Annotated in this window: 20 protein-coding genes; 17 read left to right on the top strand and 3 right to left on the bottom strand. The window is 52.4% G+C overall.

All coding sequences use genetic code 11. From position 1 onward, the window contains the following. Nucleotides 1-308: 308 nt before the first annotated feature. Nucleotides 309-1,550: a DUF445 domain-containing protein gene (locus NSU14_RS30165; protein ID WP_042132959.1), complete on the top strand. Its 1,242-nt coding sequence runs from the start codon at nt 309-311 to the stop codon at nt 1,548-1,550. Between the two features lie 135 nt (nt 1,551-1,685). Here the strand turns inward: NSU14_RS30165 and NSU14_RS30160 are convergent, their stop codons facing one another. The 3 genes from NSU14_RS30160 to NSU14_RS30150 form a co-directional block, all read right to left on the bottom strand. Then, nucleotides 1,686-2,012 (bottom strand): P-II family nitrogen regulator, encoded by a 327-nt coding sequence (locus tag NSU14_RS30160; RefSeq protein ID WP_039300108.1) that lies wholly within the window; start codon nt 2,010-2,012, stop codon nt 1,686-1,688. A 240-nt stretch (nt 2,013-2,252) separates the two neighbouring features. Beyond that, a complete protein-coding gene (locus NSU14_RS30155; protein WP_042132961.1) occupies nt 2,253-3,356 on the bottom strand; it encodes a glycosyltransferase family 4 protein in 1,104 nt (367 codons plus the stop codon). Between the two features lie 89 nt (nt 3,357-3,445). Continuing rightward, on the bottom strand, nt 3,446-4,267 hold the full coding sequence (locus NSU14_RS30150; RefSeq protein WP_052421636.1) for a hypothetical protein: 822 nt from the start codon (nt 4,265-4,267) through the stop codon (nt 3,446-3,448). A gap of 303 nt (nt 4,268-4,570) precedes the next feature. Between NSU14_RS30150 and NSU14_RS30145 the strand changes: the two genes are divergently transcribed. The 16 genes from NSU14_RS30145 (at nt 4,571) to NSU14_RS30070 (ending at nt 22,597) form a co-directional block, all read left to right on the top strand. Next, on the top strand, nt 4,571-8,125 hold the full coding sequence (locus tag NSU14_RS30145; RefSeq protein ID WP_336102895.1) for a PAS domain S-box protein: 3,555 nt from the start codon (nt 4,571-4,573) through the stop codon (nt 8,123-8,125). Continuing rightward, the gene (locus NSU14_RS30140; RefSeq protein WP_042132965.1) at nt 8,122-8,748 is read left to right on the top strand and encodes a C39 family peptidase; all 627 of its coding nucleotides are present in this window, start codon (nt 8,122-8,124) and stop codon (nt 8,746-8,748) included. Before NSU14_RS30145 ends, NSU14_RS30140 begins: the two co-directional genes overlap by 4 nt. 199 nt (nt 8,749-8,947) lie before the next feature. Beyond that, nucleotides 8,948-10,903: a type I pullulanase gene (gene pulA, locus NSU14_RS30135; RefSeq protein ID WP_340948239.1), complete on the top strand. Its 1,956-nt coding sequence runs from the start codon at nt 8,948-8,950 to the stop codon at nt 10,901-10,903. Nucleotides 10,904-11,059: 156 nt separating this feature from the next. After that, nucleotides 11,060-11,386, top strand: a complete 327-nt coding sequence (locus tag NSU14_RS30130; protein ID WP_076243519.1) for a PadR family transcriptional regulator — start codon at nt 11,060-11,062, stop codon at nt 11,384-11,386. A gap of 5 nt (nt 11,387-11,391) precedes the next feature. After that, complete coding sequence (locus tag NSU14_RS30125) at nt 11,392-12,366, top strand: permease prefix domain 1-containing protein (protein WP_076243574.1); 975 nt, start codon at nt 11,392-11,394, stop codon at nt 12,364-12,366. 282 nt (nt 12,367-12,648) lie between these two features. Then, nucleotides 12,649-14,133, top strand: a complete 1,485-nt coding sequence (locus tag NSU14_RS30120; protein WP_042132970.1) for a glutamate synthase subunit beta — start codon at nt 12,649-12,651, stop codon at nt 14,131-14,133. 473 nt (nt 14,134-14,606) lie between these two features. Continuing rightward, the gene (gene yfcE / locus NSU14_RS30115) at nt 14,607-15,149 is read left to right on the top strand and encodes a phosphodiesterase (RefSeq protein ID WP_042132974.1); all 543 of its coding nucleotides are present in this window, start codon (nt 14,607-14,609) and stop codon (nt 15,147-15,149) included. 147 nt (nt 15,150-15,296) lie between these two features. Then, nucleotides 15,297-16,328, top strand: coding sequence for an agmatine deiminase family protein (locus NSU14_RS30110; protein ID WP_042132976.1), 1,032 nt, complete (start codon nt 15,297-15,299; stop codon nt 16,326-16,328). A gap of 160 nt (nt 16,329-16,488) precedes the next feature. After that, the gene (gene aguB, locus NSU14_RS30105; protein ID WP_076243521.1) at nt 16,489-17,364 is read left to right on the top strand and encodes an N-carbamoylputrescine amidase; all 876 of its coding nucleotides are present in this window, start codon (nt 16,489-16,491) and stop codon (nt 17,362-17,364) included. Between the two features lie 260 nt (nt 17,365-17,624). After that, complete coding sequence (locus NSU14_RS30100) at nt 17,625-18,440, top strand: transporter substrate-binding domain-containing protein (protein WP_081969796.1); 816 nt, start codon at nt 17,625-17,627, stop codon at nt 18,438-18,440. A gap of 110 nt (nt 18,441-18,550) precedes the next feature. Beyond that, complete coding sequence (locus NSU14_RS30095; RefSeq protein ID WP_039299378.1) at nt 18,551-19,198, top strand: amino acid ABC transporter permease; 648 nt, start codon at nt 18,551-18,553, stop codon at nt 19,196-19,198. 15 nt (nt 19,199-19,213) lie between these two features. Beyond that, the gene (locus tag NSU14_RS30090) at nt 19,214-19,936 is read left to right on the top strand and encodes an amino acid ABC transporter ATP-binding protein (RefSeq protein ID WP_340949020.1); all 723 of its coding nucleotides are present in this window, start codon (nt 19,214-19,216) and stop codon (nt 19,934-19,936) included. Nucleotides 19,937-20,192: 256 nt separating this feature from the next. Further along, nucleotides 20,193-20,639, top strand: a complete 447-nt coding sequence (locus NSU14_RS30085) for a tellurite resistance TerB family protein (RefSeq protein WP_042132981.1) — start codon at nt 20,193-20,195, stop codon at nt 20,637-20,639. Between the two features lie 123 nt (nt 20,640-20,762). Next, nucleotides 20,763-21,359 carry a TerD family protein gene (locus NSU14_RS30080; RefSeq protein ID WP_042132983.1) on the top strand — a complete coding sequence of 199 codons (597 nt, stop codon included), beginning with the start codon at nt 20,763-20,765 and terminating at the stop codon, nt 21,357-21,359. A 29-nt stretch (nt 21,360-21,388) separates the two neighbouring features. Next, nucleotides 21,389-21,964, top strand: a complete 576-nt coding sequence (locus NSU14_RS30075) for a TerD family protein (RefSeq protein WP_042132985.1) — start codon at nt 21,389-21,391, stop codon at nt 21,962-21,964. A 51-nt stretch (nt 21,965-22,015) separates the two neighbouring features. After that, entirely contained in the window at nt 22,016-22,597 is a 582-nt protein-coding gene (locus tag NSU14_RS30070; protein WP_042132987.1) for a TerD family protein, read from the top strand. The last annotated feature ends 60 nt before the right edge of the window (nt 22,598-22,657 follow it).

Here is a 22,657-nt window from a genome sequence, read left to right as displayed (position 1 = left end):
CAGTTCTCCTATTCCATCTATAGTTGTAGGTGCCCCTTCAAGGGCTCTGAATTTCACGCGATAACTTATCTTTCTGTATCTTATCATTATTTCCCTGAAATTTAAAAATCACATTTTCATCCATATATAGTCCGGGGTACGTATATTTAAGCTGCGTTTCTTGCCGGATTTTCAGAAAAGAGTCTTCTCGTGGTACAATTGAATGTAGACCTGCAATCTTGTAACGGGAATGTCTGCTGTTGTCTGCAAAGCAATTTTTTCGGGCAAAAGATGGCTTGGGGTCGTTATGTAAGGGGGATAATAAACACATGAAATCCAGAAATTTAGCTACCATATCTCTTGCCATCATGGCATGCGGTTTCCTGTTCACCTTATTTCTGCCGGAGAACCTGGCTGTTATTCTGCTGAGAGGGGGCTTCGAGGCCGGTCTTGTCGGAGGGATTGCCGACTGGTTTGCAGTGACCGCGTTGTTCCGCCATCCTCTGGGGCTTAGAATTCCGCATACTTCGCTGCTGCTGAAGAACCGGGATAAGCTTATACAGTCTCTAATCTCCGCGATGGAGAATGAACTGCTGAACAAGGAGAGCATTGAGAACAAGCTGCGCAAAATCAACATCATCTCTCTGGGCGCCGGCATGCTGACACGGTTCTTCTCCAGAAAGAAAGCAAGAACGGAAATGCTGGAGCAGATTAAAGAATTCGTACTGCGGCTTCCGGTAGAGCAGGCGGTTCCGTATCTTCAATCTGCAGCAGCAGGCTATCTGCGTGAAGCTGAGCTTGGCGTTGCCGCCGATAAAATCGCTACCAGCCTGATGAATGACGGCAAGGATATTGCCGCTCTTGATTATGCGCTGGAAGGGATCTCCTCCTGGAGCGGGCGTCCGGAAACCCGTGCGATGCTGGGCAAGATCGCCAGCGAGAAGCTGGCTGAGGTGAAGCTTGGCGGGCTGAAGGGGATGGCTTTTCAGGCTTTTGTCGGATTCGTTGATGCCGATATGCTGGGTGAAATGCTGCAGGGCATGGTGCAGTCCACTATCCGTGATTTCAAGGAAGAGGACAGCCCGTACCGTGAGGAGGTCATCCGGGAGATCCGTGTCGCTCTGTTCCAGCTGTTGAGCAATGAGGAGCGGATCTCCTCGCTGAAGGATTGGGCGCTGAATGAGCTGCAAGGGGAGGCTGCTACGGCTTTCGTGCAGCAGCAGCTGGAAGGACTGCGCGTTAAGGCGGTTGCGCTGCTTGAGGAAGACCGGGTACGCGGCGGCCGCAAGCTGTTCTGGCTGTATGCTATGCTGGTCCGGCGGATCGGCAAGGAGCAGGAATGGATTCAGGCTTCCGAGGAGCGGATCCGCGGCACGCTGATCGCCTTCGTGGAATCGAATCATTACCGGATCGGCCAGCTGGTCAAGGAGAACCTTGATCAAATGGATGACGCCTCGCTCGTGAACATGCTGGAGGAGAAGGTGGGCAAGGATCTGCAGTGGATTCGCGTTAATGGAGCTGTGTGCGGTTTTGTTGTAGGGCTGGTGCTTACAGTTATCCAGATGATCTGACAGTAGCATGAGCAAGAACAGGCAGAGGCAGCAAGGCGTTCCCGGACCGTCCGTGAAGACGGAGACTGGCGGAACGTTTGGCTGCCTCTTTCATATGCGCTACAGGAAAGCGGGTCATAAGGAAGACCGGGAAGTTTAGAGCTGGTTTTTACCGTTGCTGATGGTGAAGACCTCCTGTACGGGCAGGACAAAAATTTTGCCGTCGCCGAATGAGCCATGCTCACCGGTTCTTGCTGTGCGCATAATAATGCTGATGACGTCATCCTTCTCATCATCCTGAATTACGATCATCAGAAGCTTCTTGGAAATTTGATTGTAATGGTTGGTTCCGACCTGGATTCCCTTTTGCTTACCGCGTCCGAGCAGGTCCATTTTGCTGATGGAGGGGAAGCCGGCAAGCAGTAATTCAGCCATGACCTCATCCGCTTTCTCCGGCCGTACTATAGCTTTGATCATTAACATAACGATGCACCCTTTCTACAGCGAATATTGTGTTGTAGGGGGTTGCCAATGTCTTGTTGGCTTACTGTGCAGTGCATTTGCTTAATGGCAACGCTTACAATATGAGTATAATATTAACTGCAGCCGTATCCTGCGAGAAGGATCACAAAATTCGTATGACACAATGTCGCATTGCCGGGGAGCGTCAAAGGGGCTGCTGTATCGCATCCCGGAGGAGGTGCACGGACCCGTCTCCTCCGGTTATTGCGGTACCAGCTTCAGGTAGAGATTCTCCAGCAGCTCTACAGTATGCTGCCATTCGAACATCTGCAGCGCATCGCTCCGCCCCTGCATTCCGATCCTTGCCGCGAGCACAGGATTGCGGCCGATCATCAGCATTCGCTTGGCGAAAGGAGCAGGGTCCCGGTATCTCCCCACTAGATATCCGTTATGGCCGGAATCAATAATCTCCCGGATTCCGCCGTTTCGCGAGGCGATCACCGGAAGTCCCGTGGCCATGGCCTCTACATTCACGAGGCCGAAGGATTCATGCCGCTGGGAAGGACAGATGAAGCAGTCTGCGGCCTGATACAGGCTGTGAATATCCTCATGCGGGATATTCCCCAGGAAAGACACGCGCACACCCAGCCGGCGCGCGAGTACCTTAAGCTGCCGGAGATAAGCCGGCTTGCCGTCTCCGGCGATCACTAGCCGGGCGGGCATATTCCTGTTCAGCCGGTGCATGGCCCGGATCAGCACAGGCACTCCCTTGCGCGGGATTACCCGGCCCACGAACAAGACGGTGAAGCCGGGGGCCAGGCCGTACAGCGCGCGCAGTCGTGCCTTCTCCTGCGCCGGCACGGGGACGAAGCGGGACAGGTCCGCTCCCAGCGGAACAACGCGGAGCTTGCCCGGGATACCGGGGAACCGCCGCACGAGCCGCTGCTGCAGGGAGCGGCTGTTAGCCGCGACAGCGTCCGCCAGGGCGAGGCTGCGGGCGATTCTGGATTCCAGCGGCACGAAGGTCAGGGAATGCAGGAACAGCAGCACCGGAGTGCCGGGGTGCCGCCGTTTGACAGCGGCCAGCAGCAGCGGCCGGTTATCGATCTGAATCAGTTCAAAGGCTTCTGCCGCCTCCAGATATCCGAGAACCGAACTGCGGTACCGGGCAGGGGTCCCGGAAGGAAGGCGGATGAACCTGACCTGCTCTATTTCGTCAATGTCCGGGAGTCCAGGCGATCTCCGGCTCACTATAGTTACCTTGTGCCTTCGGGCAAGCCGCCGGGCAATATTCCAGATGCAGATCTCTACAGAGCCATCCCCTGGAACCGGGAACTGTTCGGGTGCAATGATGCAGATACGCATAGTGAATGCCTCCTCCCGCCGCATGATGATGGTCTTCTTTAACTACCATATGCGCCCTTACGGTTGGAAGATACAGGACAGATAGAGGTTCAAGTGCCGATTTGCTTATGGGTAGCGGTAATAATGGCTGCGATCTTCTGCTCCAGCTCAATAATCTTCAGCTTGCTGGCTGCAATTTGCCGGTAGCCGGAGACCATTGAGGATAAGGATTGGCCGGCCAGGACGGAGTTCTGCTTGCGGACCGCAGCTTTGAAATCGCTCCAGTCTGCGGTAAGCCGTTTGTTCAATGCGGAGGCTGCACTCTTCTGGGATTTCATTGAAATTTGCGCGTTATCCATTCCGGCCAGAATCTTGCGGGCAGCGGCAACCCGCTTGGTGCGTGTATCCTTGGCAGCCTTGAGCAGGGCTTCCTTGTCGCGTATCTCCTGTCGGGCCAACTGTACAAGGAGCTTCATAGCCTCGGACTGGGCCTTCAGTACGGAATTCAGCGTCTTGTCCTTCAGCCCTTTGAGCAGGGAAATCCGTTTGTTGAGCGCACTGTATTGATCGAACAGCGGCTGGTAGCGTTCCTTGGCGCTGCTGACAGCTGCGGTAAGCCGGGCTACGGAAGCCTGGTCTATATTCTTGATAGCCTCGCGGACAACAATCAGCGACTCTGCATTCTGATCATGAAGCGCTCTAATCTGTATCTCCCGGCTGTCATATTGGGCTGACAGGAGGGTTAATTCACTGTACTGGCTCTTCAGCCGGACGCGGATAGTACTATCTGCCGCTGCCGCAGTAAGATCAAAAGACGCCTGAATCGATGCGGTTATTACCGTCGGAGATGCAGAAGCAGACCCGGCCAGGGTGGCCAGGGCAATCAGCAGGGAGAGCAGCGTTATGGCAGCGTTCCTGCACAAATTCCTCATTAATATTCCTCCTCTTGTTTCCGTGTCCCGATAATACACGCAAAAAAGCACCCGCAGTAAAGGCCAATAGGCCTCTATTACGGGTGCTTCCAGCGTAATGAGTCACGGTTATATAATTACCTTTTAATATAGGGCGCATTTCTGGAATAGTCAATATTTACAATTTAAATTTTCCTGATCCAATGGGGGCTGTACGTTTCATTCCCTGCTGCTCTTATCGTATACTGTGAGATATAGAAGGACAAGCGAAGACAACAGAGAGTCTGCAGAAGCGCCGGCTCGAGATGAAGGAGGCCTTGTTTAATGGATAACTTGGCAGAGAATAGAACCATTCTGGATCAAGCATTCCTGATGTCTCCAGTGGGGATGGCTGTGCTGTCTTCTGAAGGGGACCGCTGGGTCATGGTTAACCCTGCTTTTTGCACGATGCTTGGCTGCAGTGAACCGGAATTTCTCGCGGGCGCTTTATCCGGGACAGGCCGGGTCCGGCTGGAAGAGCAGGGGGGATTCTCTTTACCCGAAATCATGAAGGAGCTGTCGCAGACCAACGGGCAGCCCCTTGTGAAAGAGCTGCGTTTCCCTGGCAGCGGCGGGAGGAAGCTCTGGCTCTCCCTTACGTTTGTTCCGGCAGAAGCAGGCCGGATGGACCGGAATATTATTGTATATGCACAGGATGTTACGGACCGCAAGATTGCTGACCAGCTGACAGTAGACAGCCGCGATCTGTACAACTTATTTATAAAAGATGATCAGAGCATGATTTCCTTCTCGCTGCCGGACGGGACTTTAAGCTTTATTTCCCCCTCCTCCTTCCCGCAAATTGGATATCTGCCGGAGGAGATGGTTGGAAGAAACCGGGCAGAATTCTATCATCCGGATGATTTTGACGGGATCAGCAGCTCCAACGGCCTGTTGAAGAATGATACTTACAGCCGCCGGCTGCGTCACAAGGAAGGGCATTATTTATGGTTTGAGATGTCTTTTCATGAAATCCGGGACGAGAACGGCGAAATTACGCGAATTATGGGAATCGGGCGTAATGTGACCCGGCGTAAGCAGAGCGAGGAAGCGCTCGCCATCGCCCAGAGGGTAGCCAGAATTGGCTCGTGGGGCTGGGATTTGACCAAGGGAAAGCTGTCATTCTCGGAAGAGGTGCGGCGTATTCTGCAGAATGCTGTCGGGAATGACAATGTGGATTACGAAGCTTTCATGGCTCTGGTTCATCCGGAGGATTTCTCTCTCCTGCAGGCTGCTGTAGAGCGTGCTGTAATCAAGGGCGAGTCCGGGGACACGTCTTACCGGCTGATTCTGCCGAATGGAGATATCCTGGCTGTACACATCCAGTGGGATGTAACCTTCGGACCGGGCGGCCAGCCGGTTCAGCTGATCGGCATGATGCAGGATATTACCGAGCGGATGCAGATGGAGCGGCTGCTGCGGGAGAGCGAACGCAATTACCGCCTGATGTCGGAGAATTCACTCGATCTGATTTCCCGCCACGCCATCAAGGACAGCATCTTCCTGTACTGCTCACCGGCCAGCCAATCACTGCTGGGTTATGAGCCTGAAGAGATGATCGGTACCAGCGCTTATCATTATTTGCATCCGGATGATCTGGAGATGATGAGAGCGATTATGGCTGAAAGCGAAATCTCCGGGTTTATCCGGCCGGTTTCCTACCGCTATCGTCATAAGAACGGCAGCTACATCTGGTTTGAGACGAACAGCCGTTATATTTTTGATGAGCAGGGTCAAGCGGTGGAGATTATTGCCGTCGGCCGGAATATTACAGAACGCAAAGAGTTCGACTCGAAGCTGCAGGAGAGCGAGCAGCGCTACAAATCGTTGTTCGAGTATAATCCTTCCGCGGTATATTCCATGAATCTGCAGGGTGAATATCTCACGGCTAATCCCTATTTGGAGGAGCTTAGCGGGTACTCGCTGGATGAATTGCTGGGTAATTATTTCGGACCGCTCGTGGCGGACAAGGATATCGGGAAGACGATGCATCATTTCACTCTGGCTACCCAAGGCATTCCCCAGAGCTATGACCTTACGCTGATTCATAAGGATGGCCGTCTGGTGGAGATTAACACGATCAATATTCCTATTATTGTGGACAAGCAGGTTGTGGGTGTATATGGAATATCGCGCGACATTACGGACCGTATCCGTTACACCGAGCAGATTGAGAAGCTGGGCAATGACTACACTCTGATCCTGAATGCGGTCTCCGAAGGAATATTCGGTCTGGATACCGAGGGGAAAGTAACCTTTATTAATCCCGCCGGGGCACAGATGCTGGGCTTTGAATATGGAGAGATCACGGGCCATCCTTACCTGGATCACCTTCAACAGACGGCGCTGTACGGCATTCATTACCGGCCGGAGGAATCTCCGCTGATGCGGGCGGTGCGGGCAGGGGAATCTCATCAGAGCAAAGATGCGGTGCTGTGGCGCAAGGACGGCTCCAGCTTTCTGGCCGAATATCAGGTTACCCCTCTGTTTGACAAGGGCGAGCGCAAGGGAGCGGTCGTTGTCTTCCGTGACATTACCGATGAGAAGGAGATTATTAGAGCGAAGGAGCTGGCAGAGAAAGCAGACCAGGCCAAATCGGAATTCCTCGCCATCATGAGCCATGAACTGCGTACGCCGATGAACGGAATTATGGGGATGACAGATCTGCTCATGGAGACGGAGCTTAATGAGGAGCAGCGCGGATATGCTGAGATCATTAGCGACAGCAGCGCGTCCCTGTTATATATTCTTAATGAAATTCTGGATTTCAGCAAAATAGAAGCCGGTAAAATGACGCTTACTCATGAGCCGGTCAGCCTGGAAGGACTGCTTGAAAACGTAACGGAGCTGTTCGCGCCCAAAGCCCGGGAGAAGGGCATTGAACTCTCCTGTCATAAGGCTCCTGATGTGCCGGAGCTGATTATGGGCGATGCCGCCCGCCTGCGCCAGGTGCTGGTGAACCTCGTCAGCAATGCAGTCAAATTCACGGAGGAGGGCCAAGTCTCTATCCGTCTTGGTACGGAATACTGCCGGGACCGCAGGAAGCTGATATTGAAATTCAGTGTGCTGGATACAGGAATCGGAATCCCGCCGGAGAAACAGCCGCTGCTGTTCCAGTCCTTCTCCCAGCTTCATCCGTCAATTAACCGCAAATACGGGGGGACCGGACTGGGCCTCGCGATCTGCAAACGGCTGGTTGAGCTGATGGGCGGAGCGATCACCGTGGAGAGCGTTGAAGGAGAAGGCTCGGATTTCTATTTCACATTGCCTATAGATATTGACATCGATCCTGATGAAGGGTGGGCGGAATCAGCCGATTCTGCTGAATCCAATCAGCATGTATCTGTACCGGTTACCCCGGCAGATCAAGGGGGATCAGCCGGAAGCAGCCTTGCGCCTGAGGCTGACGGCAAGGAACTGCTGCTTCCTGCGCAAGGGGGCCTGCCTGCTGCCAACTTCGGACCTATGAGCATTCTGATCGCGGAGGATCATCCGGTCAATCAGAAGCTGCTGCTGACCATGCTCCGCACAAGAGGATATACTGCTGACCTCGTAGACAACGGCAGCGGGGCACTGCAGGCTGTGCTCCGCAAGCCGTATGATCTTGTATTTATGGATGTGCAAATGCCGGTGATGAGCGGCCTGACGGCAACGGCCAGAATCCGTCAGCAGGCTCCTCCGGATCATCAGCCTTATATCACGGCAGTGACAGCCTATGCCAGGGATGAGGACAGGGAACGCTGCTTCTCGGTCGGTATGGATGACTTTGTCAGCAAGCCGTACCTGACCACAGATATTGAACGCGTATTGCAGCATTGCCGGAATAGGGTATCCCTATGAGCGGACAGCCGTCCAGCCGGCAGTTGAAGGCGGAACCGTATACGCAGTGGGAAACGGGAGTAGCCTCTCCCGCCTCAGCCTGCGGTCCGGCAACTATGGCCGCGCTTATGGAATATTGGCACACGCGTATGGGCAGGCTGTTTATTCCGGGGGCCGGTCATTTTGATTCCAAGGCAGCACATATCAATTACATATACACTCATCATGGCGGAACACCTTGGGGAATGAGTGTGCGCAGCTTCGCCAAAGGTCTCCGGGCCTACATCAGCCATGCTGCTCCGCGCGGGAAGGATAGCTCCAGACTGCTTACGGTTTCCGTATTTAATGATATCGCAAGATACAAAGCCGAGATCGATGCCTCGCGGCCTGTAGCCCTTAAATTTGATAAATGGTTCAGCCTCCGCTGGCGGGGAAGTTATGTCTATGATTATCATTGGGTGCTTGGAATCGGTTATGAGGATAATGCTGATGGCACATGTACGCTGGTTGTCCATGATAATGGGGTGCGGCATCCGGGCCGCGGGTATATTCCCGGCCGCGAGCGGCGCATTTCATATCCAGCGAATCAGGCAATTCTTACAATGGTGGCACTTAACATAGCGGAATCCTCAGAGGCGCCTTAACCGCATAAGGAAGGGCTAACCTGCCGGCTGGATTGCATGACGGGACAGCAGAGAGGTCCGGCCTTCCGGTACTGCATAATACAAACGTTTGCACAAAACGTAAGACTAGGATAAAATTCCATTTATGAAGAATGGATTTAGTGTAACTCCCAGTATAAGCAGACGTATATTTTTATAAAGGGTAAAGGAGGCGGGGGCCTTGTCCGTGCAAAAGGAAATGAAGGAGCCGATCTATTATGGTGATCCGGCGGCTACCAGCGGTATATCCGTGTTTGACCGGGAATTTGATGAACTGTTCAGCTACGACGGAAGCGATCTTGGCTTGAGCTATTCAGTGACCGGCTCGGCGTTCTGTTTATGGGCGCCTACCGCCCAGGAGGCAGAGCTTGTGCTCTATGAATCATGGCAGGAGGCAGCCGGACAGCATATTCCTATGATCCGGGATGTCCGGGGAACCTGGAGAATCACCGTTCCCGGTGATCTGAACGGGAAATTCTACACCTATCGTGTGCGGCTGGGCGATTTGTGGAATGAAGCAGCAGATCCCTACGCCCGTGCTGTCGGTGTGAATGGTGACAGAGGTGCAATTCTTGATATGCGTAAGACAGATCCTGAGCATTGGACGCAGGAGCAGCCGCCGCTGGAGGATCCGGTTGATGCGGTGATCTATGAGCTTCATCTGCGCGACCTGTCAATGCATCCCGCCAGCGGGATTACGCATAAAGGACAATATTTAGGCCTGGCAGAAGCCGGGACGCGCGGCCCTGAAGGGATTCCGACCGGCCTTGACCATATTGCCGCCCTTGGGGTGACTCATGTGCAGCTGCTCCCTGTCTACGATTATGCTACGGAGAGCGTGGATGAGACCCGGCTGGATCAGCCGCATTATAACTGGGGATATGATCCCAAGAACTATAATGTGCCTGAAGGCTCCTATGCTACAGACCCGTATGTGCCGGGCCTGCGCATCAAGGAGCTGAAGACTATGATACAGGCGCTGCATGACCGCGGCCTGCGTGTCATTATGGATGTTGTCTACAATCATGTCTATGACGGGTTCCGCGTGAATTTTACCAAGCTGGTTCCCGGCTATTATCTGCGCTATAAAGAGGATGGCCGGCTGTCCAACGGCTCCGGCTGCGGTAACGACACCGCTTCAGAGCGGAAGATGATGTCACGTTTCATCGTGGAGTCGGTAGTCTACTGGGCGGAGGAATATCATATCGACGGCTTCCGCTTCGATCTGATGGGCTTGCTTGATATTGGCACCATGACAGAAATCCGCCGCCGGCTCGATGAGCTTGATCCTTCCCTGATGACAATAGGGGAGGGCTGGGTGATGGATACGGAGCTGGCAGAGGATCTCCGCGCCAACCAGCGCCATGCGAATGAGCTGCCGGGCATCGGACATTTCAATGACGGTTACCGCGATGCGGTCAAAGGCAATATTTTTCTGCATGACCAGAAAGGCTTCATTAGCGGCGGTAGCGGCTTTGAACGGAATGTGAAGGCTGGGATTGCCGGAGGGATCTACTACGGGCCGGGCCTCGGGCAATACGCCCAGGAGCCCCAGCAAAGTGTTAACTATGTGGAGTGCCATGACAACCACACGTTATGGGATAAGCTTCTGCTGTCCACCGGAGGGATAACGGATGAACAGCGCCGCGCCATGCACCACTTGGCCTCAGCGATGATCCTGACCAGCCAGGGGATTCCCTTCATCCATGCCGGACAGGAGTTCATGCGGACCAAGGACGGGATCGAGAACAGCTATAAATCGCCAGTGGAATACAACTGGCTGGACTGGGAACGCTGCGCCGCCCATGCGGAATCTATAGATTACATGAAGCGGCTGATTGCGCTGCGCGCGACACGTCCCGCCTTCCGGCTGCGGACCGCCGATGAAATCCGTGACCATCTGGTCTTCGAGGAGTCTCCGGCGCATTCGGTTGCCTTCTCGCTAAGAGATCATGCCGGGGGAGATTCCGCACAGCATCTCTACGTCCTGTACAATGCCAATCCGGATGGTGCCGTTCTTGAGCTGCCTATGCTGGGGGAATGGACGGTTCTGTTCGGCGGGGAGCATGCGGGACAGCTGGACAACGGAATTTTAGCGGCCAGAGGCATTGGGATGGTTGTACTGGCTGTGCTGTAATATACCTGAAAGACAGAACAGGCTGCCCGGGCAGCCTGTTTTTTTTGCCTGTTATAAATAAACCTTTTCCCGGGATAAAAACTACTTCATCTGTCGTAGTAATTATGCTACAATGAACCTAATTACTACGACAGATGAAGTATAGGAGGCAGGCAATTGATCAGCAGTGACGTTATCCGGGGATACAACGATACGATGATCCTCTACATGCTTCTGGACGGGGAGTCTTATGGCTATGAGATTTCCAAGAATATACGGAAGCTTTCGGAAGAGAAATACATTATGAAGGAAACTACGCTCTATTCCGCATTCACCCGGCTGGAGAAGAACGGATATATCGATTCATTTTATCTGGATGAGACTTTTGGGAAAAGACGTACTTATTACCGTATCACCCCGCAGGGCCTGGCCTATTACCGCACCAAATGCGAGGAATGGCAAGTCACGCAAGAAGTCATCAACAAATTCATAAAGGAGCTGTGATGAACTTGGATACAATCGTAGGTTATCTGAACAATATGTTCGCTTCTCTGCCCAGAACGGAACAGATGTATAAGCTGAAGCAGGAGCTGCTTGGCAACATGGAGGAGAAGTATCACGAACTGAAGGATGACGGGAAGTCGGAGAATGAGGCGGTGGGCATCGTCATTTCCGAATTCGGCAACATTGATGAGCTGGTCAGCGAGCTGGGGATCGGGGAGCACCCTAAGGAAGAGCTGCTTCCAATGCTTACTGAAATGGAGACGGAGGAATTCATCGCTGCCAAAAGGAGATCAGGGCTGCTTATAGGTCTTGGCACAGGGCTGATTATGGTGGGCGCCGGCCTGCTCATTCTGATTGCGAGTCTTGGGGAGAACGGGTTTATGAGCTCTGTCTTTTCGGAGGATGCGATGAGCATGATCGGGGTAGGCTTTCTGTTAGTTCTGCTGGTTCCGGCTATTGCGATGTTTATTTACAGCGGCATGCGAATGGAAAAGTATAAATATTTGGAGTCCGGGTTTCATCTGCCTTACCATCTGGAAGCGGATATTCAGCAGAGGCAGTCCGGTTTTGCCGCAACGTATATGCTGTCGCTCATCATGGGAGTCAGCTTGTGCGTATTATCGCCAATTGCTATTTTTGTAGCTTCAGCCTTTGGGGATGATGCCTCCTCGTATGGGGTTGTGGTGCTGCTGGCCGTTGTGGCTGTAGCTGTATTCCTCTTTGTCTATTACGGAAATATCCGGGGAGCGTATCAGATGCTGCTGAAGACCGGGGATTTCAGTAAAGAAAAGAAGGAAGAGGACCGGGTCATCGGTGCAGTAGCCTCCATCGTCTGGCCGCTGGTTACCTGCGTCTTTCTGGTCAGCGGGTTTGTGTACGATCAGTGGCACATCAACTGGATCGTGTTTCCTGTAACAGGGATTCTGTTCGGGGTATTCAGCTCCGCCTACAATATTCTTAAGAGGAAAGACGCAGCCTGAGTTCCGGTGCCGAACCGTTTGCTGTAAAAGGTGACATTGCTCATGTTCGCGCTTAGCGGATAGATGTTAATATGAAGGCATTTATTCCCCTTATTACAACCGTGCAAGAGCCTGTACCGGGGTGATTCCATACCCCTGTGCAGCCTCTTGCTTCGCTGCTTTACAGTGACAGAATGACGGCTGGCGACAGAAGAGTAGGTTTCTTTTTGGAGCCAAATGTGGGCATGAATGCCGCTTTTTATAGTTTCGGCGGCCAATCAGAGAGACTCGGAGGAGACAGGAATGGGTAAAGCAACCGGATTTTTAGAATATCAGCGGCGTACGCCTGCGGAGTGCGAGCCTTTGGAACGGATTAAGAATTGGAATGAGTTTTCGGTGCCGCTGGAGGAAGACCAGCTGCGGGAGCAAGGTGCCCGCTGCATGGATTGCGGAACACCGTTCTGTCATGTAGGACGTCTGCTGAGCGGAATGGCCAGCGGCTGCCCGCTGCACAACCTCATTCCGGAATGGAATGACATGGTATACCGCGGTAACTGGGAGGTAGCGCTGAAACGGCTGCATAAGACGAATAACTTCCCTGAATTTACAGGACGCGTCTGTCCTGCGCCTTGTGAAGGCGCTTGTACCGTTGGTAAGAATGGCGATCCGGTAACGATTAAATCCATTGAGAAGTCGATTGTAGATAAAGGTTTTGCCGAAGGCTGGATTGTACCTGAGCCGCCGCTTACCCGTACGGGTAAAAAGGTTGCGGTCGTCGGTTCCGGACCTGCGGGGCTTGCCTGTGCAGCGCAGCTTAACAAGGCGGGACACACGGTGACGGTATATGAGCGGGCTGACCGGATTGGCGGTCTGTTGACCTACGGCATTCCGAACATGAAGCTGGATAAGAAGAAGGTTCAGCGCCGGGTGGATCTGCTGACAGCGGAAGGGATTACCTTCGTAACCCGGACCGAGATCGGCCGGGATATCCCTGCAGCCCAGCTGCTGGAGGAGCATGATGCCGTAGTTCTCTGTGGCGGATCTACCAAGGCGCGGGAGCTTCCGCTGGAAGGCCGGGAGCTGCAGGGCATCCATCAGGCGATGGAGTTCCTGACCCTGAATACGAAGAGCCTGCTGGATTCCGGGCTGGCTGACGGTGAATATCTGTCGGCGGCGGGCAAGGATGTTGTTGTTATCGGCGGAGGCGATACAGGTACAGACTGTGTAGCTACCTCTATCCGCCATGGTTGTCGAAGCGTTATCCAGCTCGAAATTATGCCGCAGTCACCGCTAACCCGCCAGCCGGGCAATCCTTGGCCGGAGTGGCCGAAGGTGCTGAAGGTGGACTACGGGCAGCAGGAGGCCGCTTCCCTATATGAAGAAGATCCGCGCCGCTATCTTGTGAACACTAAGCGCTTCGCCGGCGATGAGAACGGACATGTGCAGGAGCTGCACACCGTGCGCATTGAATGGAAGCGTACGGAGGACGGCCGGATGGTACCGGTTGAAGTTCCGGGCAGTGAAGAGGTTATCCAGGCGCAGCTGGTGCTGCTGGCGCTGGGCTTCACCGGACCGGAGGAAACGGTACTTGGACAGCTTGGTGTAGAACGCGATGAGCGTTCCAATGTTAAGGCTGAATTTGGCGCGCAGGCCACGAGTGTGGCGGGTGTCTTCGCGGCCGGCGACATGCGGCGCGGCCAGAGTCTTGTGGTCTGGGCAATTAACGAGGGCCGTCAGGCCGCCCGTGAAGTGGACCGCTTCCTGATGGGCTCGTCCAACCTGCCATGAGGAGCTTTTAGATATACGAGTAAGCGGAGTTAACAGCAGGGCGCCCCGCCGGGGCGTCTTGCTTTGCGTTGACCGGGCGGGGGCGTTTACAATGGATGCATGGAATTACCCCATTCCTCCTGTTTGATTCGTTGCTGGCAGACCCAGAACCGGAGATTCTTAAGTTCATATTGCACAGGCATAATTGTTGTACGTATTGCAACTTTAATTGGGCGATACCGGGGTGTTTGGGAGGATTGTTGTATGAAATACAGCAATTGTCCCGCAAAGCCGCCTGGTGGAGAGCAATTGCTGCCTTTTGTACAACAATTTCCGATTACGCCCGATATTATGAGGAGAATATTGTATTTCGTGCAGGATTCCACCACTAACAGTGGGTAGTCCAAAATTCCTGTGGCAGCAGAGGCTGGGATTTCAAAAAATTACCCAGACATCATTAAGCTAAAGCTATATAACGGAGAGGAAGAACAAAGATGAAACTGATGTTTATTTCCGATATTCACGGGTCGCTGCACTGGCTGGAGCAGGCATTGGCCAAGGCGGAGGAGGAGCAGCCGCACACGCTGGTTATTCTGGGAGACTTCCTGTATCACGGGCCGAGAAATCCGCTGCCGGAGGGTTATAATCCCCAGGGCGTTGCTGACAGGCTGAATGCTTATGGTAAATCGCTGGTTGCCGTGAGAGGTAACTGTGATGCTGAAGTAGACCAGATGCTCCTGCAGTTCCCAATGATGGGCGACTACGTAATGATTCTCCATGAGGGCCGGAAGATTTACGCTACGCACGGGCATGGATTCAGCATCGATAACTTGCCGGCGCTGTCCCCGCAGGATGTGTTCATCCAGGGACATACGCATCTGCCGGTGGCGGATGTGAAGGAGGGTATTGTTGTGCTTAACCCCGGATCGATCTCCCTGCCCAAAGAGAACAATCCCAATTCTTACGGAATCCTGGACAATGGTGAATTCAGCATCAAGGATTTTGCGGGCAATGTCATTAAGCATATTACACTGTAAAATAGCAGCATAACGCTAATCCCTCTGGATATTTCCAGGGGGATTATTGCGGTCCGGCAATTGAGCACACAGGCATATTATTGTATGATGGGTGAGGAGCTTGCGGCTAACAGGGCAGCTTCAAATATAAACGGCAGAGGTAACTAAATGACGTATCCCAAAGATTTAAACTATACAATGCCGGCGGAATGGGCCGAGCATGAACGGACCTTCATCTCCTGGCCGGTGCAGGACTCTATGGTATATCCGGACAACCATGCGGCGGTAAGTGCGGGTTATGCCGAGATTATCAGAGCCATTGCCGAGTTCGAGCCGGTAACGGTGATTGTGAACCCTGATGATATGGAGACAGTAGAACAGCTCGGACTTGGGGCTAATGTGACGCTGCTGCCTATCAAGCACAATGATGCCTGGCTGCGCGATAACGGACCGACCTTTGTAGTGAATGCTGAAGGCAAGCTTGCCGGTGTGAACTGGAAGTTCAATGCCTGGGGCGGCAAATATTCGCCATGGGATCTTGACGATAAGGTAGCTCCGCAAATTCTGGAGCAGCTTGAGATCAGCAGCTTCGATGCACCGCTTGTCATGGAGGGCGGATCGATTCATACCGACGGCGAAGGCACACTGCTGACTACCGAAGAATGCCTGCTGAACACGAACCGCAATCCTGAGCTGAACCGGGAAGAGATTGCCGGCTTAGTGAAGCAATATACGGGAACTGAGTCGATCATCTGGCTGAAGCGCGGCCTCAGCGGGGACGAGACGGACGGTCATGTCGATAACATCGCCTGCTTTGCCGCGCCGGGCAAGGTGATCATCCAGGTCTGCGGGGACCCGCAGGATGAGAACTATGCCATTTCGGAGGAGAACCTGCGTATTCTGGAGCAGGCTACCGATGCCAAGGGACGGAAGCTGGAGATTATCCGCATTCAGCAGCCGCCCCGTGTAGATTATGAAGGCAGCCGGTTGACCCTGAGCTATCTGAATTTCTATTTTGTAAACGGCGGGATTATACTGCCGGTATTCGGCGGTACGGCGGCAGAGACAGACAGGCTTGCCGAAGAGACGCTTGCCGGACTGTTCCCGGAACGCAGAATTCGCACAGTGAACGGAATGGCCGTAATTGGTGAAGGCGGGAACGTGCACTGCACCACCCAACAGATGCCTGCTGTGAACTAAGCTGTAACTTGAAGTTGAACTTACTAACAACATAAAGGGCAAAAGTAACGGAGGGGAATTTTGGAACCGGAAGGAGCGAAAGCGGCCGGAAGTCCAAACATTCAACGCAGTTACACTTCGCCCAGATGGGAATTTAAAGTTCATAATGGGAGGAACAACTGTGAGAAAAGTAAAAGTGGCCGCAACACAAATGAGCTGTTCCGGCGACATTGATGAGAATATCCGCAAGGCCGAGACGCTGGTCAGAGAAGCGGCAGCCCAGGGCGCGCAGATTATTCTGCTGCAGGAGCTGTTTGAGACACCGTATTTCTGCCAGAAGGAGAAATCCGATTATTACGCCTATGCCACCGAGCTAGAGCACAACAAGGCTGTGAACCATTTCAAGGCGATAGCCAAAGAACTCGAAGTGGTGCTGCCGATCAGCTTTTATGAGAAAAAGAACTACGCGCGTTATAACTCGCTGGCCGTGATTGATGCCGACGGAACGGTGATGGGCAAATACCGCAAGAGCCATATTCCTGACGGCCCCGGCTATGAAGAGAAGTTCTACTTCAACCCGGGCGATACCGGCTTCAAGGTGTGGAATACCCGTTATGCCAAAATCGGTGTCGGCGTCTGCTGGGATCAATGGTATCCGGAAGCAGCGCGGGTAATGAGTCTGATGGGGGCGGAGATTCTGTTCTACCCTACAGCTATCGGCTCGGAGCCGCAGGACGGCTCGATCGATTCCAAGGATCACTGGCAGACCTGCATGCTGGGTCATGCAGCCGCTAACCTGATTCCTGTCGTCGCCTCCAACCGGATCGGTGAGGAGATTGACGAGGATTCCAGCATTAACTTCTACGGCTCTTCGTTCATTGCCGGCCCGCAGGGCAACAAGATTGCCGAAGCCGGGCGCGATGAGCAGGGTGTACTGGTCAGTGAATTCGACCTTGATGCGCTTGAGGTTGGCCGGATCGAATGGGGAATCTTCCGCGACCGCCGTCCGGAGCTGTACCGGCTGATTGCTTCATATGACGGGGACCTGACGTTCTGATTGGAAATGAATGAAGTGAATAACAGTTATGATAGCAAGCAGCCAGGACGCTGCCGGGGATATCACTCTCCGGACAGCCTCCTGGCTGCTTTTTATATGAAGATAGACCTGAATTCTAAGATTAGGCAGCTGTAAATGTTACAATACATCGATATTATGTCATGTTATATAACATACAGAGGAAAAGTTAATTGTCACCATCGCTTTAATCTGATAAAATCTCTTTAAGTTATTTTATAAATAAGTAGGGGGATTGGAGCATGGGAATCAGAAAAAAATGGGCAATGTCAGGTATGGTGGCATTCCTGGTCCTGGCAATGGTCGGCTGTGGTTCGGATAATAACGCAGGCAGCGGCAATGCGGCCGGAGAGAGCATCAAGTTCGCCAGCGATGCCAGTTATGCACCTATGGAGTATATGGATACAGACACTATCAAGGGTTTTGACATTGATTTCATTAAAGCGGTTATGGAGGAAGCGGGTATCGATTACACCGTGACGAACACAGGCTGGGATACGATGCTGACCAGTGTTCAGCAAGGCACTGAATATCAGGCGGGGCTATCTTCGGTATCCATTACAGATGAGCGCAAGGAAACCTATGACTACTCCATTCCTTATTTCGAATCCACGAACATGATCATGGTTAAGGAAGGCAGCGATATCAAGTCTGCTCTTGATTTGAAGGATAAGAAGGTTGCCGTTCAGGCAGCAACAACTGCGGATGATCTCATGAGCGGCATTATGGGGATCGACAACGGCAATCTGAAGCGTTATGACAGCAATGCCGTAGCCCTGATGGAGCTGAACGGCGGCGGAGCGGATGCGGTGGTTGCGGATATCGCCATCGTGAACGAATACATCAAGAACAATCCGAATGAGAAGCTGACCGGTATCATCGACAAGGAGAACTTCGGTTCCGAATATTACGGTATCCTCTATCCTAAGGGCAGTGAATGGAAAGCCAAGCTGGACCCGGCGATCAAGAAGATCATCGAGAACGGCAAATATGCGGAAATCTACAAAGAATGGTTCGGCGATGAGCCGGATACGGCCACACTTTTGAGCGCAGAGTAAGCGGAGTAACAATTAAGCATGCGTAATGATTGCTATTGCGCATGCTTCTTTTTTTGAAACACAAGAGAAACATAGAGAAAGCTATAAGCAGAAGAGAAGGGAAGAGTTCTATGGATTTCAGATTTGACATCATCGTTCATTATTTACCGGTTTTACTTAAGGGGACCCTGTTCACCATAGGTGTATCGCTGGTTTCGATCCTGTGCGGGTCCATTCTGGGACTGGTTATCGGGTTCGGCAAAATGGCGCCCAGATGGTATTTCCGCTGGCCGTTTCATGCGTATATCAACATCTTCCGCGGAACACCGCTGTACGTCCAGATTCTGATCGTCCATTTCGGGCTGATTCCCTTGTTCTATGGTAAAACCTATGCGCTGATGAGCGCATTTGTGGCGCTCTCGCTCAATTCCGCGGCGTATTCCGCAGAAATTTTCCGTGCCGGCATCCAGTCAATTGACCCCGGACAACGGGAAGCTGCCCTGTCACTCGGGATGACCAAACTCCAGGCGATGCGCTTCATTATTCTGCCTCAGGCCATCAAACGGATGGTTCCGGCGTTCGGGAATGAATTCATCGTCCTCGTTAAGGATTCCTCGCTGCTGGCGCTGATTGCCGCACCGGAGATTATGTACTGGAGCAATACCATGAAAGGCCAATATCTGCGGATCTGGGAGCCTTATCTGACCGCTGCACTGATCTATTTCATTCTGACCTACTCCCTCAGCAAGCTGCTTAATTATATCGAACGGAAGGTGTAACCCTATATGGAGCCTATTATCTCAGTGAAGCATCTGCATAAATCCTTCGGTGCCCATAAGGTACTGACCGATATCAGCGTCGACATTCACAGCCGGGAGGTTGTGGTGGTCATCGGACCTTCGGGTTCGGGCAAATCGACCTTTCTGCGCTGCCTCAATCTGCTGGAGCAGCCGCAGGAAGGCGATATTATAATTGAAGGCACTTCCTTGATGGCCAAAAGCACAAGGATTAACGATATCCGTACCGAAGTAGGCATGGTCTTTCAGCAGTTCAATCTGTTCCCGCACAAAAAAGTGATCGAGAATATTATGCTGGCCCCGATGCAGGTCCGCAAATGGCCGGCTGACAAAGCCCGTCAAAAAGCGCTGGAGCTGCTGCAAAAGGTGGGACTGAGCGAGAAGGCGGAGATGTATCCATCCTCGCTCTCGGGCGGTCAAGCCCAGCGTGTGGCGATTGCGCGCGCGCTGGCGATGGAGCCGAAGATCATGCTGTTTGATGAACCGACTTCTGCACTGGACCCCGAGATGGTGGGCGAGGTGCTCGCGGTCATGAAGGATTTGGCCGGTGAAGGAATGACTATGGTTGTAGTAACGCATGAGATGGGCTTTGCCCGTGAAGTGGGAGACCGTGTCCTCTTTATGGAACAGGGAATTGTAGTGGAGCAGGGGGTACCCGAGCAGTTGTTCGGAAATCCGTCACATGAGCGCACCCGGGAATTCCTGTCCAAGGTACTGTGAGAATCTGTCAAAGTAGAATATTGTTATTTAATCGGTTATATTAGAAGAGTAAGAATTAGGCAATGGGACCATTGGTTGAATATCTGCCCGGAATGGCGGGGAGGAGGCTCGGGGATATCTTTTTTTAAAGTATAAGGATTTATGGGCTACGCATAATAATTTATCCTTATATTTCCGGCAGAAGCGGATATGGTGCTTATAGTACGGCACAGCCCTTTCTACTGGTCATAATTCAGAATGATAGAAGGAGAATACGATGAGCACATTTAAAAATTGGCTAAATACGACAAAAACCGGACTGACAGAACAAGTTAAGAAGTTTAAAAATAAAGACTTTATGAACGCGGTAGTTGCAGGCTGCGCACTGGTTGCTGCGGCTGACGGCAAGATTGAGGAATCCGAGAAGAATAAAATGGCCGGATATATGAACCTCAGCAATGAATTGAAGGTATTTGACATGAGAGATGTCATCAACCAGTTCAACTTCTATGTGAGCAACTTCGAGTTCTCGCCGGAAATCGGCAAGCAGGAAGCGCTCAAATCGATCGCGAAATTCAGCGGCAAACCGGAGATCGGACGTGTCATTGTGGGCGTATGCTCCGCGATCGGTGCAGCTGACGGCGACTTCGACGAGCATGAGAAAGCGGTTGTCCGGAATATCTGCAGTGTGCTGGGACTGAGCCCAAGCGAATTCAGTCTGTAATACAGGCCGGAGGGCATCCGCAATTGGATGAAACTTAGGCGTTTCTCCATCGTATCACTGATATAACACCCGCAAGAAGGACTTACAGGCAGTGATTACTACTGGAAACGGAGGTACGTAAAGTTGGCTGGAATCAATCTGGTAAAAGGTCAGAAGATCGATTTAACTAAAGGAAATGCCGGACTGTCTAACGTTATCGTAGGACTGGGCTGGGACCCTGCCGAACCGGCAAGAGGCTTCTTTGGTGTCAAGAAACAGGCGAATGTGGACTGTGATGCTTCCGCTCTGCTGCTGAATGAGAATGGCAAGCTGACCAATAAGCTGAACCTCGTCTGCTTTCACAACAAACAGAATACGAACAACTCTGTAGTTCACTCGGGAGATAACCTGACGGGTGAAGGAGACGGCGACGACGAGCAGATCATGGTGAATCTGAAGTCGATTCCTGCCGATGTCCATAAGGTTCTGGTTGTGGTTAACATCTACGATGCGGTGAACCGCAAGCAGGATTTCGGAATGATCAAATCGGCGTATATCCGGATTATCAACGCGGCCGGGAACGGCGAGCTGATCAAGTTTAATCTGACGGACAATTACACAGGCTTCACGGCACTGATCTGCGGCGAGCTGTACCGCCATGGCGAAGAGTGGAAATTCGCAGCTATCGGTGAAGGCGCGCACGCAGCACATATCAATCAACTGGCTGAACGTTATATCTAATTCCAATTTGAGAAAAGAGGGTTCTATTCATGGCTATTAACTTATCCAAGGGACAAAAAATCGATTTGACCAAAACTAATCCGGGCTTGTCCAAAATTACAGTCGGCCTCGGATGGGATACGAATAAATACGATGGCGGTAAGGACTTCGACCTCGACGTGTCTGTGTTCCTGACCAATGCTAACGGCAAAGTGGATAAAGAAACAAACTTCATCTTCTTCAACAATAAGCAGAACGAGAACGCTTCCGTTGTTCACACCGGCGACAATCGCACAGGTGAAGGCGACGGAGACGATGAGCAGGTTCAAGTTGATTTGCTCAATGTTCCTGCGGATGTTGATAAAATTGCGTTCACCATTACAATCTACGAAGCGGAAGCCAGAAGCCAGAACTTTGGACAAGTCTCCCGTTCTTATGTGCGTATCGTGAATGATGCGAACAGTGAAGAATTGATCCGTTTTGACTTGGGCGAAGATTTCTCCGTTGAAACGGGCGTTGTTGTCGGCGAATTGTACCGCAATGGTGCAGAGTGGAAATTCAATGCCATCGGCAGCGGCTACAAAGACGGCCTCTCCGGACTGACCCGTGATTACGGTCTGCAATAAGACCCTGATGACTCCGGGAATTAAATCTTTGAGGAAAGAAGGTTTTTGCCAGTGACGATCAGTCTTTCCAAAGGACAGCGGATTGATCTTACCAAGACCAATCCGGGCCTGACGAAGGTAGTTGTAGGACTTGGCTGGGATACAAACAAGTATAGCGGCGGCAAGGATTTCGACCTGGATGCTTCAGCATTTCTGCTGCATGAGGACGGCAAAGCCAAAGGCGAAGACGACTTTGTATTCTATAACAACCCAAGCGGCGGGACAGGCTCTGTAACCCATACAGGCGATAACCGTACAGGTGAAGGCGACGGGGACGATGAGCAGATTCTTGTAGATTTCAGCCTGGTGCCGGCGAATATTCAGCGCATTGGGATTACAGTGACGATCTATGATTATGAGACGCGGGTGCAGAACTTTGGACAGGTATCGAACGCATTTGTTCGTGTTGTAGATGCTTCCAGCGACCGCGAGATTCTGCGGTTTGACCTGGGTGAGGATTTCTCCACCGAGACAGCTGTTGTCTTCTGTGAATTCTACCGCCATGGGGCGGACTGGAAGTTCCAGGCGATCGGCAGCGGGTTTGCCGGCGGGCTCAGCGCTCTATGCAAGAATTATGGACTGGATGCACAATAATGCTTCAAAGGCGGGATCATCATCGATCCTGCCCTTTTTATAGACAAAAGTGTATAAGTT

The organism is Paenibacillus sp. FSL R10-2771 (assembly GCF_038000205.1).
Classification (GTDB): domain Bacteria; phylum Bacillota; class Bacilli; order Paenibacillales; family Paenibacillaceae; genus Paenibacillus_AQ; species Paenibacillus_AQ phytohabitans.
Note: the sequence above shows the minus strand (reverse complement) of the source record. Positions and strands in the feature narration are given on the sequence as shown.

Excerpts from the sequence above, each read along its gene's own strand:
- NSU14_RS30150 (WP_052421636.1), bottom strand. The coding sequence starts at position 4,267 with ATGAGGAATTTGTGCAGGAACGCTGCCATAACGCTGCTCTCCCTGCTG.
- NSU14_RS30100 (WP_081969796.1), top strand. The coding sequence starts at position 17,625 with ATGGGAATCAGAAAAAAATGGGCAATGTCAGGTATGGTGGCATTCCTG.
- NSU14_RS30110 (WP_042132976.1), top strand. The coding sequence starts at position 15,297 with ATGACGTATCCCAAAGATTTAAACTATACAATGCCGGCGGAATGGGCC.
- NSU14_RS30120 (WP_042132970.1), top strand. The coding sequence starts at position 12,649 with ATGGGTAAAGCAACCGGATTTTTAGAATATCAGCGGCGTACGCCTGCG.
- NSU14_RS30085 (WP_042132981.1), top strand. The coding sequence starts at position 20,193 with ATGAGCACATTTAAAAATTGGCTAAATACGACAAAAACCGGACTGACA.
- NSU14_RS30155 (WP_042132961.1), bottom strand. The coding sequence starts at position 3,356 with ATGCGTATCTGCATCATTGCACCCGAACAGTTCCCGGTTCCAGGGGAT.
- NSU14_RS30165 (WP_042132959.1), top strand. The coding sequence starts at position 309 with ATGAAATCCAGAAATTTAGCTACCATATCTCTTGCCATCATGGCATGC.
- yfcE (WP_042132974.1), top strand. The coding sequence starts at position 14,607 with ATGAAACTGATGTTTATTTCCGATATTCACGGGTCGCTGCACTGGCTG.
- NSU14_RS30075 (WP_042132985.1), top strand. The coding sequence starts at position 21,389 with ATGGCTATTAACTTATCCAAGGGACAAAAAATCGATTTGACCAAAACT.
- NSU14_RS30160 (WP_039300108.1), bottom strand. The coding sequence starts at position 2,012 with ATGTTAATGATCAAAGCTATAGTACGGCCGGAGAAAGCGGATGAGGTC.
- NSU14_RS30095 (WP_039299378.1), top strand. The coding sequence starts at position 18,551 with ATGGATTTCAGATTTGACATCATCGTTCATTATTTACCGGTTTTACTT.
- NSU14_RS30145 (WP_336102895.1), top strand. The coding sequence starts at position 4,571 with ATGGATAACTTGGCAGAGAATAGAACCATTCTGGATCAAGCATTCCTG.
- NSU14_RS30140 (WP_042132965.1), top strand. The coding sequence starts at position 8,122 with ATGAGCGGACAGCCGTCCAGCCGGCAGTTGAAGGCGGAACCGTATACG.